13 protein-coding genes and 1 pseudogene are annotated in these 15676 nt (G+C 44.4%); 2 read left to right on the plus strand and 12 right to left on the minus strand.

Going from position 1 to position 15676, the window contains the following annotated elements; translation table 11 throughout:
• Window positions 1–21 precede the first annotated feature (21 nt).
• From G9U52_RS10690 to G9U52_RS10725, 8 genes are all read right to left on the minus strand, one after another.
• Window positions 22–1212, minus strand: a complete 1191-nt coding sequence (locus G9U52_RS10690; protein WP_166149154.1) for a sialidase family protein — start codon at window positions 1210–1212, stop codon at window positions 22–24.
• Between the two features lie 362 nt (window positions 1213–1574).
• Window positions 1575–2966, minus strand: coding sequence for an ABC transporter substrate-binding protein (locus G9U52_RS10695; protein ID WP_166149156.1), 1392 nt, complete (start codon window positions 2964–2966; stop codon window positions 1575–1577).
• A 26-nt stretch (window positions 2967–2992) separates the two neighbouring features.
• Window positions 2993–3880 carry a carbohydrate ABC transporter permease gene (locus tag G9U52_RS10700; RefSeq protein ID WP_243767254.1) on the minus strand — a complete coding sequence of 296 codons (888 nt, stop codon included), beginning with the start codon at window positions 3878–3880 and terminating at the stop codon, window positions 2993–2995.
• Window positions 3881–3895: 15 nt separating this feature from the next.
• Window positions 3896–4786: a carbohydrate ABC transporter permease gene (locus G9U52_RS10705; RefSeq protein WP_166149158.1), complete on the minus strand. Its 891-nt coding sequence runs from the start codon at window positions 4784–4786 to the stop codon at window positions 3896–3898.
• Between the two features lie 105 nt (window positions 4787–4891).
• The gene (locus G9U52_RS10710) at window positions 4892–6118 is read right to left on the minus strand and encodes a helix-turn-helix domain-containing protein (RefSeq protein WP_166149160.1); all 1227 of its coding nucleotides are present in this window, start codon (window positions 6116–6118) and stop codon (window positions 4892–4894) included.
• Window positions 6119–6135: 17 nt separating this feature from the next.
• Window positions 6136–6510: a response regulator gene (locus tag G9U52_RS10715; RefSeq protein WP_166149162.1), complete on the minus strand. Its 375-nt coding sequence runs from the start codon at window positions 6508–6510 to the stop codon at window positions 6136–6138.
• Window positions 6503–8284, minus strand: coding sequence for a sensor histidine kinase (locus G9U52_RS10720; RefSeq protein ID WP_243767287.1), 1782 nt, complete (start codon window positions 8282–8284; stop codon window positions 6503–6505). Before G9U52_RS10720 ends, G9U52_RS10715 begins: the two co-directional genes overlap by 8 nt.
• Window positions 8285–8361: 77 nt before the next feature.
• Window positions 8362–8763, minus strand: coding sequence for an IclR family transcriptional regulator (locus G9U52_RS10725; RefSeq protein WP_446430478.1), 402 nt, complete (start codon window positions 8761–8763; stop codon window positions 8362–8364).
• A 45-nt stretch (window positions 8764–8808) separates the two neighbouring features.
• On the opposite strand from G9U52_RS10725, the pseudogene G9U52_RS42065 reads away from it, so the two are divergent.
• Window positions 8809–9839, plus strand: a pseudogene (locus G9U52_RS42065) (IS3 family transposase); the annotation flags it as partial.
• On the opposite strand, the gene G9U52_RS10750 reads toward G9U52_RS42065, so the two are convergent.
• Both G9U52_RS10750 and G9U52_RS10755 read right to left on the minus strand, forming a co-directional pair.
• Window positions 9827–10822, minus strand: a complete 996-nt coding sequence (locus G9U52_RS10750) for a Gfo/Idh/MocA family protein (protein WP_166149176.1) — start codon at window positions 10820–10822, stop codon at window positions 9827–9829. The pseudogene G9U52_RS42065 and the gene G9U52_RS10750 sit on opposite strands and share 13 nt — an antisense overlap.
• A gap of 198 nt (window positions 10823–11020) precedes the next feature.
• Window positions 11021–11743 carry a queuosine precursor transporter gene (locus G9U52_RS10755; protein WP_166149178.1) on the minus strand — a complete coding sequence of 241 codons (723 nt, stop codon included), beginning with the start codon at window positions 11741–11743 and terminating at the stop codon, window positions 11021–11023.
• Window positions 11744–12074: 331 nt separating this feature from the next.
• Here G9U52_RS10755 and katA point away from each other — a divergent pair, with 331 nt between their 5' ends.
• Complete coding sequence (katA, locus tag G9U52_RS10760) at window positions 12075–13532, plus strand: catalase KatA (RefSeq protein ID WP_166149180.1); 1458 nt, start codon at window positions 12075–12077, stop codon at window positions 13530–13532.
• Between the two features lie 57 nt (window positions 13533–13589).
• Here the strand turns inward: katA and G9U52_RS10765 are convergent, their stop codons facing one another.
• Both G9U52_RS10765 and glpK read right to left on the minus strand, forming a co-directional pair.
• Entirely contained in the window at window positions 13590–13820 is a 231-nt protein-coding gene (locus G9U52_RS10765; RefSeq protein WP_166149182.1) for a hypothetical protein, read from the minus strand.
• 341 nt (window positions 13821–14161) lie between these two features.
• On the minus strand, window positions 14162–15649 hold the full coding sequence (gene glpK, locus G9U52_RS10770; protein ID WP_166149184.1) for a glycerol kinase GlpK: 1488 nt from the start codon (window positions 15647–15649) through the stop codon (window positions 14162–14164).
• Between the last annotated feature and the right edge of the window lie 27 nt (window positions 15650–15676).

A 15676-nucleotide genomic window follows, 5' to 3' on the forward strand; every position in this document is an offset into this window, starting at 1 on the left:
TAGCTATTCACGGACTTCTAGTCAATCCATAAGAAATGAACGATAATTTTCCAAGGTGTGGAATGTTATATAATTGGCGTTATGATAATTGAAAGCACCGTTAATTGCGGTCCGGCTTACTAATATAATATGCTTCCCTTCAAAGAGCCAATCGACATATTGGAATCCTACCTTAAGATCATCTTCCATCCAGCCATTTTCCTGATAGTTTAATACGTCGGTATGAACTTGCCATAACTCCAAATCCTCGGATGATACTAATGATAATATATTGCGTTGGGACACATTGGACAAAGTGACCCTGTTCACTAATGACCAGTACCTTCGGCTGACGGGATCATAATGAACAGTGAATTTGGACATATTGCCATGGAAATCTACGACACTGCCAAACGTCAGATCCGCACCAGGATGTGCTGTATTCACATCAAGTATAATGGCTTTTCCGTAATCAGGATTGCCTCCTTTTGTATTATAACGAAGCAGGTTCACAAGCCTGCCATCAGGAGCGATTACGATATTGCCTTCCAGCAGGGAAGGCTTATCGCCGCCTTCAATGATTCCCGTCCATTCCCGGTTATAGGGAAGGAAAGGGGTTACCACCCAGTTAGCAGCATCCAGCAAATCTGCATGCGCAGGAGCAGATATAGCTCCGGTGGCATGCCCCCCGTTATCCCAAGACCCATATTCCACCGCACTCCAAATGCGCCCCTCATGCTCAACAACAGGCATTGGGGCTTTATGGGGACCTCCCTCCTTCCTGCTACCTGCAGTCAGCAGTTCAGTTGGCGCAGACCAAGTCATTCCGCCATCGTCCGAGCGACCAATCAGCAAAGCCCCATATTCCGTACTTGTTCCAAGCATATACAGCGCTCCGCGATGCAGAAACAATTTTCCCCAATAGCATGGAAATAGATCACATAAGAATGTCCAGCTACGCCCGCCGTCAAGAGATCGAAAAACCTTGCTCAAATTTTGTCCGTACAACCCCCAAAAAACATCATGAGAGGCTAACAAGGTTCCATTAGGAAGCTTCACGATAGATGGACTTGCCGGGGAGCGGCCCGAGAAGTCATAGGTGTAGTCGTCCGGATGAATATAATTAATGACAATGCCAGGTACTTCTCCAGTTCGCGCCTTCCTTACCGGACTTTCCGCCAACCGCTCGTTTGAACCCTTCTTCACGGCTTGAACGGTAATATCGTAATCCACAGCATTTTCCAGACCTTTAATTAAAATCGAACCTGCTGCCCCCAGTATTTCGTGAGTTTGAATTTCTGTCCGTTCTTCCCCTGCGGTCAGCTTTACTTCGAAAAAAAATTCATCGGATTTGTATGTTCCATCTCCCTCGTACCGCCAATCTACCTGTAGCTGTCTATTTCCCGGAGCAAGACGTACTATATTTAAATCACTGTATTTAGCTCCATTGCCTTTTGAAGCATAGGCAATTTCCTTTCCTGTTGAATAGCTCCACGCATGGTTCTCTCTAAGATTATTTATAGTAAATCCATCCCTTCTGCGGCTGAAGCCTGCAGTTGTCGCCTCATCCTTAGGCTTATCCTTTTAATGCTAAATCACTTCTTATTTTTTGATGCATCGATTATTTTCTGTTCCTCCACCCATTTATTAATCTTTTCCTGAATATCTGCCATTTCGGTTGTTAAATCATACTTTTGTCCATGATTAGCTCTGGATATCAATTCCGCCATCCAAGGACGAACAAGTGAGAACATGATCGGTGGAAATAACACATTCTTGGTATCTGCCACGACGGCTAGCAATTGTTTAGCATACGGATTATCTTTTTCGTCAACCCAATCGGCATTTTTCCAGGAGGGCAAGGACTTGTAGTTATCATAGATCGTTTTTTGTCCTTCAGCTCCCGTAATATATTTCAGCACCTGCCATGCCGCTTCCGGATTTTTCGTATCTTTGGCGATCGTGTACGTTTGGGCTGTACCATAGGAGGTTTTTCCGTTATTGTCCCTTACCCCTTTGGTCAAGACATACCGATCCTGCAGCTTATTTTTAAGTATTTCATCGGTTTTGCTGCACCATAAACAAATCGCTACGTTGTTCTCGGCTTTACCCCAATTCTCAAAGCCGCGTCCGATTTCGTAGCCTGGCGGTAAGCTTGAGTTCATGTCGATTAAGGTTTGAAGGCTCTTTTTAATTTGCGGGGTATTGAAATTCAATTTACTGTTTCCGAAGTTCGCCCAGTCTGTTTCACCAATTTGTACGCCGTTCCCATCAGAGAAATAATCAAGCATCATATGACTACTGCTGCGCGGGTCGTAATACATGCCATATGTTTGTTTTCCTGTTTTTGGATTGATCCCTGTCAGCTTTGAGGCTTTTTCCAAGATTTCCAGAGCTGTCGGTTTATCGCTGAGCGGTGCCACACCCCAATCGTCAAATATTTGCTTGTCATACATGACCGTATTGGTATTCACGATTCCCGGTATGGCCATCACTTTACCGTCCGTAGCATTCGTAAAGCGCTCTTTGTCCAACCATAAAGAATCGAAATAATTATTTTTCCAATTATCGCGTTTTAAGTAATCATCTAGCGGCATTAAAAATCCTTGATTATAGAAATCAATTGCCGAATCCAAGATTAACACGTCCACACTTCCACTAAGCAAAAGAGATTGAAATTTGGCCTTTCTGTTATCTTGCGGAACTTCAATATATTCGACAGTTAGTTTGGGATGCTTGTCTAAAAATGGCTGCAGCATCGTTTTCATCCCTTTGACATTATTACCTGTTACCGGATCGATGCCGTCATCTACCGGATAACTAAAAACAGCAAACTTGACAACACCGGATAAATTATCCGCATTTCCCGTCGGACCTGGAGCCGCACTATTGTTGTCTCCCGTCCCACCCCCGCCGCATGCGGTTAAAAACAACAGCAGCGAGCAAATGGCAAGCATAAATGTGATTTTCCGTTTATTACTTTTCACAGTATCACTCCTCAAAAGTAGATGTCTCATTGTTTTATACCTGAATGGGCAACGCTTTGAATAATGTATTTTTGGAAAAACAAGTACACCATCAGCACAGGAAGGATGGACAATACTGTGGCAGCCATGTTCAGACCCGGAGGCGATTCGCCGGTTTGTGTACGTGCATTAAGCAAAGCAATTCCAATTTGAATCGTGTATTTGGCCGGATCATTCAGCATAATAAGCGGGAACAAAAAGCTGTTCCACACGTTCAGAAAAGTGAGAATAACCAAAGTGGCGATGATCGGCATGCTTAATGCAAAATAGATTCTGCTGAAGCATTGAAACTCTCCTGCGCCATCTATAGTGGCGGCTTCCCTAAGTTCGCCCGGAAGGCCGTCCATAAATTGCTTGGCCAAAAATGTTCCGAAAATATTGGCAATTGCCGGTAAATAAAAAGCCCAGTAGGTGTTGATAAGCTGCAGCTTTTTAAATAGCATAAATAGCGGTATTAGTGTAGCTTCACTAGGAATCATCAACGTGGCCAGCACGACCAACAAGATGATTTTGCCGCCCTTTACGTTCAACTTCGACAATGCGTAGCCCGCGAGCAGCGCTGAAAACGTACTAATCGTAATAACACCAACGGCAATCATAAACGTATTTACATATAATCGCGGCATATGGGTATTGATGACGGCTATTCTAAAGTTTTCGAAACTGAGGTGCTCCGGGATCAAACGGAAGGGAAAAGGAAATTCGAAAATGGCATCCTTATCGAAGCTTATCGAAAGCATAACAATGAATGGAAATAGTATCATTACACTGCCAGCGAGTAAGAACAATAAGGTCACAAGCCTTCCAAGCATGTCTGCTTTTCTTCTCGATTGCAGTACCACCCCGGTTTTAGTTGCAGTGGACAGCATGGACATACATCTCAACTCCGGTCAATCCTTATTTTGAAACGCTTTAAAATTAAAAAGAGTAAATATTAAAATAATGATGAAAATCACATACGATGCAGCAGCAGCTTTACCAAACTCATAGGTATAAAAACCGTATCGGTATACGTAAAGCATGAGTGTAAATAATGATCCGCCCGGGTTTCCATCAGGTCCCCCGATAACGAAAACTTCTCCGAATCTTTTAAACGCATTGATCGTACCCATAACAACCATAAAAAAAATGACCGGCTTCATACTCGGAATGGTTATATAGAACCACTGCTGTAACCTCTTAGCACCATCAACGCTTGCCGCCTCATACAAATCTCGCGAAATACCTTGGAGACCTGCCAGCCAGATTAAAACCGAGTAGCCCAATCCATGCCAAGTATCCATCAGAATAACGCTAAATTGTGCATATCTGGGATCTGCCAGCCATCCGAGCGGAGCCACACCGAACCAGCTTAAGAATGTATTGGCTATCCCTTTTTCCGTCGGGTAAAGCAGCAGCAGGAATACGATGGAGGCCGCAACCGTCGAAGTGACATTCGGTAAAAAGTAAATCGCCTTGAATAGGACGCTCAACCTGCGGGCGGTAATTCCATTAATCATTGAAGCGATAATAAAGCTCGCTGGCAATCCGATTCCAAGCCCCATCACACCCATAATTATTGTGTTTTTAAGCGCTCGCCAAAAGGTTTTATCAGACCAAATAAATTCATAATTGCTGAATCCTGCCCAGACCCCTCTCACTCCGTTGTGGTGATACAAGCTGATACGGAAAGCTTCTCCTATCGGATACAAGGAAAAGGTAACGACCCCCAGAATCAGTGGCAGCAGAAACAAATAACCAACCGTATGTTTATTTACCAGCATATTTTTATTAATGATCATCGTCATTCACCTCCTTTATGTCGTCCCTTGGTCTTATTATCCGTAATTTCCATAGGGATACATAGGTGAAATTCTTATGATTGGTTTGTAATGTTATCGAATGAGCTACATTTTCCGGTACTCCAATGGGGTAACGCCCACCCTTTTTTTAAACACCTGCCCAAAGTACTTGGCATCGGTATATCCAACTTCTCTGGAGATATCAAATATTTTCAAGTCTGTTTGCTTTAACAGCTGCTTCGCCTTGTCGATCCGAATATCGGCCAAAAAATTCAAAACGGTTTCAGCTGTCCTTTCCTTGAATAAATTGGCGAAATAATTGGGGGTCAAATAGACAACATCGGCTACGTCCTGCAAAGAGATATCTTGCGAATAATGCGACTCCATGAATGTAATCGCCTTCTGAATGATCGAAACATGGCGCTGCTGCATTTTGTTTTCTATGCTTTGGGCAAGGTCATTTACATATTGCAGAAGCCACATTTCAAGCTGTTCAATGGTTTTTCTTTTTTTAATCTGTTCATCCAATGCCGTGAGCTCCAGTATGTTTCCATCTGAAAGATCCCACTCGATTAACTGGCGGAGCAGCGTGTAAACCAACTGCAAGCATATCTTGCGTAGATGATCAGGAGTGGGAGTGACATCCCCGACAACGGCGCGCAAAAATTGTCTTGCATACCCGCCGGCTCCGTTTATATCCCCGATTTTCAAAGCCATACACAATTTTTTTTCTACGTCATACGGGTATACGGCATGTTCCCGTGAAACCTGGTATCTGATGTCCCCAATGTAGACGATGCTCTCTTTGCCTGAATACAGACGATATTGGACAGCCTCTACCGCTTCTTTGCTGGACTCGGTTATCCATTCCGGTTCATCATAGATGCCGCCAATTCCGATCGAAACAGACACCTTATAATAAATCCGTATATAATATTTTATTTTTCTGGCTATCGCCTGTAGCAGCTCCAAATAATACTTGCTGTCCATAGGCGCCTCCCGGCTTACGATCATAATGATTTGGTTATCGTAATTTTCGACAATCTCAGTATACAGCTGTTCCCTAAGCAGCTCCTCCACAATGTTTCGAAAAGCAAATAATAAGAGCTGCTTATCGCGAATACGGGCACTTTCCGCTACTGCATCCTCGTCATCGATCTCTAATACCAGGCATGTAAACAAATGGTTGCCGATGGACAGGTTCAGGTAATTACATCTCTCTCGTATATCAGGTAAGGACATTAGACCGGAAAGCAAATAACGCAAATACCTCTCCTTGAGCACAGGGATGCTGTGAAGCAGCTGTTGTCTTAATTGTACAACGTCCTTCACCTGGCTCCTTTCTTGCTCTAAGCTTTGCTTTGCTTTGCTTTTTCGATGATAGCAAATAATTCTTCGATTTTGCTCGGCTTCAACAAATAATCAAAGGCTCCATTTCGAATCGCAGTCTGCACATAGGGAAAATTATCATAGCCGCTTAATAAAATAACCTTCACATGCGGTACGATGCACAGCGCCTTTTCCGTTAACTCCAGCCCGTTCATATGCGGCATTATTACATCGGAGATGATCAAATCAGGCTTGACCTCCCTAATCAACTGGAGCGCTTCCAGTCCGTCCTCCGCCTCACCAACGATCTCAATTTGATGCTTAGACCAGTCCATACTCATTTTCAGCCCATTTCTCACCCGTTCCGAATCATCCACTAAAATCATTTTATACATCGACGTATCCCCCTGGAAGTATGATTTGTATGTGGGATCCCCCATCTCTTCGACTTTCGAAGTGTAAGCCATATCCTTCTCCATAAGCCAAATGAATGCGCTCGTTAATGTTATAAATGCCATAACCTCCGTTTTGCGAAGGCTGTTCGAGGAGAGCTTCTATTTGTTCCAAATCCATCCCAATACCGTTATCGATAACTTCCAGCAGGATGAGTTGACCTTCTCTTTTTGCTATGATCGAAATCATACCACGTTTATTTTTTAGCGGTTTGATTCCATGCAGCAGCGCGTTTTCCACCAATGGCTGCAAAATTAGTTTAATGCATGATTCCTCCAATACATCTGGTTCCGCTTTAATATCGTATTCAAATTTATCCTTGAACTGGAGCTTTTGGATATGAAGATAATGCTCGATCGTTTCCAATTCCTTAGCAATGGTCGTCATTTCGTCACCTTTATTTAGAATGAGCCGGAAAAACTGGGCAAACGCCGTTGTCATTTCTGCAATTTCATCATATTCCTTTGTTATGGTCATCCAATAGATGGAATCCATCGTATTATACAAAATATGTGGATTTATTTGTGCCTGCAAGGCTCGAAGCTCCGCCTCTCTGATTTTCTTTTCATCGTCCCTCACTTTACTAATTAGAGCTCCAATTTCTTCCGTCATTTCATTGAAACTCTCCGATATTTCTCCAAATTCCTCCTGTGTTCCCAAATGGACTTTTGTATGGATATCTCCATCCCTTACTTTTTTAATATGGCGGATTAATTTCATTAATGGTAGGGTAATACTAGATGAAATTAACACGGAAAAAAGAATGGATAATGCCACTGTTATGAGCACAATCATAATAATCGTACCTTTAGCAAGTTCTATATGTTTATAGACAGCAGCTTGCGGAATCAAAGTAACAAGCTTCCAGCCCGTATATTGCGATGTAAAGTAATGAACGGAATACATCGTTCCTTGTAATAAAATTAGGGAGCTTCCATTGGATGAACCGTTAATAACCCCCCATACATGGGGATCGGCTTTAGTAGAAACTCGCTCCTTACTAACATGAGAAATGATGAATCCTTTTTCATCTACTAAATAAGTAATGGCCAACATATCCGTGAGCACATTTTTAAAACTGTCAAAGATAAAACTTTCACGGACACTAATTAGCATAAGACCCCATTCCTTAAGGTCTAGTAATCCTAGTGTTTTTCTCGCATTATAAATAACCTTTGGTCCTGAATCACGGTTTGAGAATATGTCCTTGTTCGAAAACAACCATAACGGTTTCCCCTTAGCCGAATACGACTGTTGATAAATCAAGGTTTGTTCAATCTCCGATTTTATTCGATTTGCGGCAGTTGCGTCCGTATTAACGAATAAATTCAAGCCGTATTGGCCGAAAATACTTACAGATTGAATCTGTTCAGAACGTCCCCCGAAAATCTTCGGATACACGATCTCATAAAACGTTTTTTCAAAATTAGCTCTGGCCGTCGTGTCAGTTGAGGCATCGGTTTCCATAATAAATTGCAGATCTTTGTTAGAGACGATGTTTACATACAATTCATCAATATCTTTGAGCTTGTAATCAATATTTTGCATCGTTTGCTTGAGAACCTCTTGAACAGATTGACCTACTTCATTAACGATGGCTTCTTTTAAAATAAGAAAAAATACCCAGCCTATAATAGACGTGGATATTACGATAAGTAATACAAAGGATACGATTAATTTGGATTTAAGCCTCATATTCTGAAGTGACCATCCCATAGTTGCCACTTAAATCTCCCCTGTCTGGAATTATGCTTTACAACTTATCCTCTATTTGGCTAACCACTCTTTGAAGATTAACTGCAAAGCCTTTTAATCTTAGGTTCATCAAACCTTAGAGACGATCCTGAAATACTTAATCCGGCAATGACTTCTCGCCTTTTGTTGCGAATCGGCATGAATATGCACCTAATTCCATATTCATGCTCCATATTATCTATGGAATACCCTCTAGCCCGAATCTGCTGCAAATCCCGTATAAGTGCTTCTTTATTGGTTATCGTACTATCTGTTATGGCTGTAAGCCCCCTCTCTACTACAGTCTTGATCCTGTCGTCGGGTAAATAAGCCAGCATCCCTTTACCGATACCGGTACAATAAAGTAGTGCCTTTACACCCAGCATGGATCTTGAGAAAAGCTGATTCCGGGGACAGGTAAAATCTAAATAAACCATGCAGTTAGACTGAATAGTAGACACAGATTATACTAGATTCAATAACTTGAATGAGGGAGCCCTGTGTCTATGAAAAAGATCGATCATGATGAAACGTACAAGAAGCAGACCGTTCCATACATAAAGGAGAGTGGAAAGTCTGTAGCTGAAATCGGACGGGAGTTAAAAATTAACGTGAATACCTTATATGGCTGGTTGAAAAAGTACGGTAGTGAGCCTGAAATCGTAGCTGTGCAAGCGTTAAAGTCAGAAGACCAGCGACACAAGGAACTCCAGAAGCAGATTCGTGATCTCCAAGAGGAGAACGAAATTTTAAAATAGGCGATGCACTTCTTCGCAAAAGACCGTCGGTAAAATACACGTTCATCTATGAACACCGCTGAGAATACCGACTGGAGAAGATGTGCCGCATTATGAACGTTTCGCGTATCGGCTATTACAAGTGGTTAGGGCGCCCCGAGAGTAACCGTGAGCGCCAGCACAAAGAATGGACAGGGCAAGTCAAGGAAGTGTATGAACGATCCAGGCAGATTTACGGAAGCCCCAAGGTCACCCAGCAATTAAAGAAGAATGGCATCTCGATCTCTGAGCGTACAGTGACCCGGATTATGAAAGCCAATGGGATCCGTTCCAAACGGTGAAAAAATACAAAGCGACAACCAACTCCAAGTACTCGCTGCCCGTTCAAGAGAATGTACTGAACCGTGAGTTTACGGCAAGCAAGCCTAATGAGAAGTGGATGACGGACATTACCTATGTATCCACAAATGAAGGCTGGCTCTATTTGGCGAGCGTTATGGACCTGTTCTCCCGTGAGATCGTCGGCTGGCACATGAGTGAACGAATGACCAAGTAATTGGTTCTACAGGCATTAAAACAAGCCTATGGAAGCCAACAACAATGCTTGCATCGAGTCCTTTCATAGTGTCCTGAAGAAGGAAAGGATTTACCTTCATAAGTACGAAACACGGGAAGAAGCGAAGAAGAGCATCTTTGAGTACATCGAAGTGTTTTACAACAACCAACGTATCAGCTTCTCACTTATTTCTGCAATTCCCAGCTCCGGTGAATTTACTGTGAAGCAGCTTCAACTCTCTTTCCCTGTACTTGTCCGAAACCGTATAATGCGGCCTTCAGCCGCAGATAAGCTAGCAGCCGACGTCACTTCGAATGTACGGAAAGCATCCCCGTAATCGGACAATATACCGGAGGTATCCCCCGTTCGCAATGCATGAACAAAGGCCTCATTTTCCAATATATATGGATCGGAGCTATTCTTGTATTCCACCGTACGATCTCGCCCGATTTCTTTCAGGCTATTCGAACGGATTTCCAGAACACCTGAGGTCGTATACAAATCCAGGCCCATATGATGCCCTCTTGGAAGGATACACGTGTTGGAAATAGTCGCCACCATTCCGCTCACAAATTTGAGAGTGACTGTCCCCACATCCGGTATATCCATTCCTTCAGGAACTTCATGTGTGCGCCGCTTGCCAAAGGCTGCGTACAGCTCTTCGATCTCACCGCACAGATAACGAATAAGATCCACAATATGTGTCGTCTGTTCGTTGAATTGTCCCCCCGAGCCGTCTAGTCTTCGCCACCATGCAATTTGCGGAAAGGAACTCATGAAATAACCCAATGCCATACCCACAGTGCCTTCCAACAGAAGCTCACGCGCTTTTGCCACAGAATCGAGGTAACGCCAATTGTAACCCACTGAAGTAATGAGTTGTTTTTCTGCTGCTTGATCCCGCAGTAGCCGCATACCGTCGGTCAGCTCTAATCCTAGAGGCTTCTCCACAAAAAAAGGGATACCACGTTCAATTAGGTGCATTTCAATTTCACCATGCCCCATTGGCGGTACGCACACATACACAGCATCCAATTTACATGATTCCAGCATTTGTACCACATTTGTAAACGCTTTCGCTTCAGGCCAGTTAATAGCTGCCCTCTCAGCACTGTCCTTGCTCCTGCCGCAAAAAGCCACAACCGATATACCCTCCATTTGTGAAAGTATACATTGATGCTTATCAGCGTATCTCCCTGTTCCTATAAAACCGATACGAAGTTTCATAATACCCCTCCTTTCGTTCTATAATACAGAATCGAGTTAAGCTATACAAACTTAATTTTCAAGTGATCTCTGAACAATCCTAAACGAACAACAGCACCAAGCTTTCTCAGCAAAAAACACGAAAATGTACACAAAACAAACCAAAAAAAACCATATTGCCTGTTAACTCGGCAATATGGTTTTTTAATTGTTAGATCATTACGAGCTCTTGGCTTCTAATTCTGGTTGCAGCGTTGTTTGCAATGTTCCACGTGCCCATTTAACAAGCAAATAAACAATGGGTGTGCCAATGACCGACATGGCAATTTTCACTCCTAGCTCGGTAGCTGTCGCCGTGGCCATTTCCATAAGAGGCATAAGTCCGATAAATCCAACCACGAAAAAAACGACGGTATCAACCAACTGGCAGGTGATCGTAGACACATTGGTTCGCAGCCAGAGATGCTTGCCGGCGGTTTTCGCTCTCAGCTTGGTAAACAGGTACACATCGATATTTTGGCTGATTGTAAAAGCGACCAATGAAGCCAGCACGATTCTCGGCACGGCACCCAGAATAACTTCCAGCTCTTTCTGGCTTTCGAAAAAAACAGCGGATGGCATCTGGATCACTAAAGTGAACACGCCAACCATAAATGCGTTGATCACCAAGGCAATCCAAATCGCTTGCTGTGCTACCCGTCGCCCCCAAATCTCTGCAATCGTATCCGAAATAATAAACGTAATCGGATAGATGAAAATGCCGGCGGTTACAGCAGCAAAGCCTAGATCCACGATTTTGATCGCCACGATATTAGCAAGCATTAATGCTGCTATAAAACTCGCGGTCAAAATGATCAGCTTTCTTGTTGCAGGCTCGACCGCAAGAAAAGGGATCGCCCCACCTTTTGAAAGCGGGCTTGCTGGCTTATTACTTGTACTCATGCACATTCCTCCATAGTTTTGTTTATAGACAGGATGGTCGCGAACTGTCTTTGTACACTATATAATAATTTACTGTGTATCTACAAGACTAAACTGTATGAGATAATGTCTGCCTTAATCCGGCCATGCCTTCCGTAGCTGCCTGCATCATCATGTCTCCTTCAGACTCAAGGAGAAAGGCTGTCCCTAAAGTCTTTGCAGACATGGGGATCGCCTATTAGTTGATCTTTCGAGAAAAAGTTGAAATATATAAATTAGATTGATTTTAATTTAAGAATTGTTATCATATAATAGAACAGCTTTATAACTCCATTATAAGAGGTGATTTTATTTGAGTACAACAGATAAAAATTTGACTACCAGCTGGGGTGCCCCTGTTGGCGATAACCAGAACTCCATGACCGCTGGTTCGCGGGGACCTACACTTATTCAAGATGTCCATCTTCTTGAGAAACTAGCGCATTTCAACCGAGAGCGTGTACCTGAGCGCGTTGTTCATGCCAAGGGTGCAGGCGCCCACGGCCATTTTGAAGTGACCAACGATTTGTCCCAATATACAAAGGCGAGTTTTTTATCCGGGGTTGGCAAACGTACGCCGATGTTTGTTCGTTTCTCTACGGTTGCTGGCGAGCTGGGTTCTTCTGATACCGTGCGTGACCCGCGAGGTTTTGCCTTGAAATTTTATACAGAGGAAGGCAATTATGACTTAGTCGGCAACAATACGCCCGTATTTTTCATTCGTGATGCCATTAAATTTCCTGACTTTATACATACACAAAAACGCCATCCACAAACGCATCTAAAAAACCCCACAGCCGTGTGGGATTTCTGGTCCTTATCGCCTGAATCCTTGCACCAAGTAACTATTCTAATGTCGGACCGCGGCATCCCCGCTACGCTTAGACATATGCACGGCTTCGGAAGCCATACCTTCAAATGGGTGAATGCCGCAGGGCAAGCGGTATGGGTGAAATATCATTTTAAAACGGAGCAAGGCGTTAAAAATCTCGATGTCACTCTTGCTGCCAAGCTTGCCGGTGAGCATCCGGACTATCATACTGAAGACCTTTTTAATGCCATTGACCAAGGCGATTTCCCAGCATGGACCTGTTATGTACAAATTATGCCTTTAGAAGATGCAGATACGTACCGTTTCGATCCATTCGATGTCACGAAGGTATGGTCGCAGAAGGACTACCCGCTCATAGAATTAGGGCGCATGGTTTTGGATAGAAATCCCGAAAACTATTTTGCTGAAGTTGAGCAAGCGACCTTTTCGCCTGGAGCGTTCGTCCCTGGAATTGAAGCTTCACCGGATAAAATGCTGCAAGGCCGCCTGTTCGCCTATGCAGATGCGCATCGTTATCGTGTGGGCACCAACCATAATACGCTGCCGATCAACCGTCCCCATGCGGAAGTGAATCATTACCAGCGCGATGGCCAAATGACGTCCGATAGCAATGGCGGAAAATCCGTCTACTACGAGCCAAACAGCTTTGGTGGACCGACTGAGGCTCCTCAAGCCAAGCCAGCGGCTTTCCCTGTTTCAGGCCTTGCCGAAAGCGTAGCTTTTGACCATAGTGACCACTATACACAAGCCGGTGACTTATACCGTTTATTAAGTGAAGAGGAACGGGCCCGGCTCGTCGAAACGGTTGTAGGGGCTATGACACCTGTAGAAAAGGAAGAAATTAAAATCCGCCAAATTGGGCATTTTTATAAAGCAGACCCCGAATATGGGCAACGTGTCGCAGCAGGTCTGGGGTTATCGCTTCCAGAAGGCCTTTAATCACATGCAAAAACCCGAGCCACTTCCACAGAGGGCTTCGGGTTTTTGCGTGCTCAATTATTGAATACCCTGTTCGATAGAAATGAGCTCTTTGGGCACATTGAACATTTTGGAAATACCACGTGCACATATTAAAGCATCTCTCATATTTCTCCATTCATAAATAGCTTCCTTCGAATTAGACTGATTAAACTGGTTGGCATAGACTTTCACACAGTATTTTCCAAGCCTCTCACGATAAACCTTAATCTCGGTCAGTGATTCGACTTCACTTAGTGATAGCTTCATCCTATTATATTCCCCCTATCAAAATTTTATTGATTGTATTACTTCTTTAAACAGACATCTACCGAATTTGAGGATTTGATAATTTAATTATAAATAAATCTAATGACTAAACCAAGATGCAATAGTTCACTAGCAAAGCGGTATTTCAGCCAATTTCCAACATTATTTACTAACAAATATGACTTAAGTCATGCATGTGAAGCTGATAGCATCTTATTAGTAAACACTTTTTTATTATACCAACTGATTCTGAACAATTTCTGTACAACCACTCTGTAAAACTAATTAGAGCAAGCAAAAAGACCATTCCAGAATGGAATGGCCTTCACTTAATCTCGGTGCTACTTCCCGCCCAACTGGTAGCCAACAGCCCGCTTCCAGCCAGAAAGCGCAGCTTCGCGATAGGTTTCATCCTTGCCAGGCTCATACGAGCGGTCAAAGCCCTTCAACTGCTCCAATTGTGAGAGATCCTGCCAGAAGCCTACGGCGAGGCCGGCCAGGAAAGCAGCACCTAGTGCCGTCGTTTCAATCACCTTCGGACGGGTAACGGTTACACCAAGCAGGTCCGCTTGAAACTGCATCAGAAAATCATTGCGCACCGCACCACCATCTACACGCAGCTCGCGCAGATGGATGCCCGACTCGGCCTCCATAACCTGCAGCACATCCTGGCTCTGGAATGCGATCGATTCCAGCGCGGCTCTTACAATATGCGCCCTTGTCGAGGCGCGGGTTAACCCCGTAATCATGCCGCGTGCATCGGGCTCCCAGTAAGGTGTCCCTAAGCCGGTAAATGCCGGCACGAAATAGACGCCTTCTGTGTGGTCGACAGATAGGGCGATCGCTTCCGTCTCAGCGGCATCCTTAATGATGCCCAGCCCATCGCGCAGCCATTGAATGACGGTTCCAGCATTAAAGACGCTGCCCTCCAAGGCATAATACACTTTGCCATCCAGCTTCCAGGCAATCGTTGTAATGAGGCCCTTCTCCGAGAGGATCGGCTTTTCTCCGGTTTGCTTCAGCACGAAGCATCCTGTGCCGTAGGTATTTTTCGCCATCCCTTCGGTGAAGCAGCCTTGGCCGAACAAGGCGGCCTGTTGATCGCCTGCAGCGCCGGCAATAGGGATACTAACACCTTCACCCAACAGCGTGGTATGCCCATACACCTCACTGGAGGATCTGACCTCCGGCAGCATGCCAATCGGAATGTCCAGCTCCCGCAATATCTCTTCATCCCATTGAACCGTATGAATATTCAAAAGCATCGTCCGAGAAGCGTTCGATACATCGGTTACATGCTGCCTGCCCTCAGTCAACTTCCATATCAGCCAAGAATCGATCGTTCCGAACAAGGCTTCCCCACGCTCTGCTTTCTCCCGAATGCTCGGGTCCGAATCCAGCAGCCATTTGAGCTTCGTCCCTGAGAAATAGGCATCCAGCAGCAGGCCGGTCTTGCTGCGCACGGTAGCTTCCCAGCCTTTATGTTTAAGCTCCTCACACATCGCACTAGTTCGGCGGCACTGCCACACGATAGCACGATGTAGCGGCTTGCCTGTTGTCTTATCCCATACCACTGTCGTTTCACGTTGGTTGGTTATCCCAATCGCTGCAACATCTTCGATCGCAAGCGTTTTCAAAGCCTCGCGCAGCACCTCAAGCTGTACTTGCCAAATCTCCTCGGCATCATGCTCAACCCAGCCCGATTGTGGAAAATACTGCGTGAATTCCTTCTGCGACGTACTAACAATTGCACCTTGATGATCAAATACGATCGCCCTGCAGCTTGTTGTCCCTTGGTCAATTGCAACGATATATTGCGGCTTCCCCATCGCGCTCTTCCTCCCACCATAAGCCTG

This window comes from Paenibacillus agricola (assembly GCF_011440305.1).
Classification (GTDB): domain Bacteria; phylum Bacillota; class Bacilli; order Paenibacillales; family NBRC-103111; genus Paenibacillus_S; species Paenibacillus_S agricola.

Bases quoted from the DNA above. Each gene is read 5' to 3' on its own strand.
- G9U52_RS10750 (WP_166149176.1), bottom strand. From the start codon at position 10,822: ATGAAACTTCGTATCGGTTTTATAGGAACAGGGAGATACGCTGATAAG.
- G9U52_RS10705 (WP_166149158.1), bottom strand. From the start codon at position 4,786: ATGATCATTAATAAAAATATGCTGGTAAATAAACATACGGTTGGTTAT.
- G9U52_RS10720 (WP_243767287.1), bottom strand. From the start codon at position 8,284: ATGGGATGGTCACTTCAGAATATGAGGCTTAAATCCAAATTAATCGTA.
- glpK (WP_166149184.1), bottom strand. From the start codon at position 15,649: ATGGGGAAGCCGCAATATATCGTTGCAATTGACCAAGGGACAACAAGC.
- G9U52_RS10715 (WP_166149162.1), bottom strand. From the start codon at position 6,510: ATGTATAAAATGATTTTAGTGGATGATTCGGAACGGGTGAGAAATGGG.
- G9U52_RS10765 (WP_166149182.1), bottom strand. From the start codon at position 13,820: ATGAAGCTATCACTAAGTGAAGTCGAATCACTGACCGAGATTAAGGTT.
- G9U52_RS10700 (WP_243767254.1), bottom strand. From the start codon at position 3,880: ATGTCCATGCTGTCCACTGCAACTAAAACCGGGGTGGTACTGCAATCG.
- G9U52_RS10755 (WP_166149178.1), bottom strand. From the start codon at position 11,743: ATGAGTACAAGTAATAAGCCAGCAAGCCCGCTTTCAAAAGGTGGGGCG.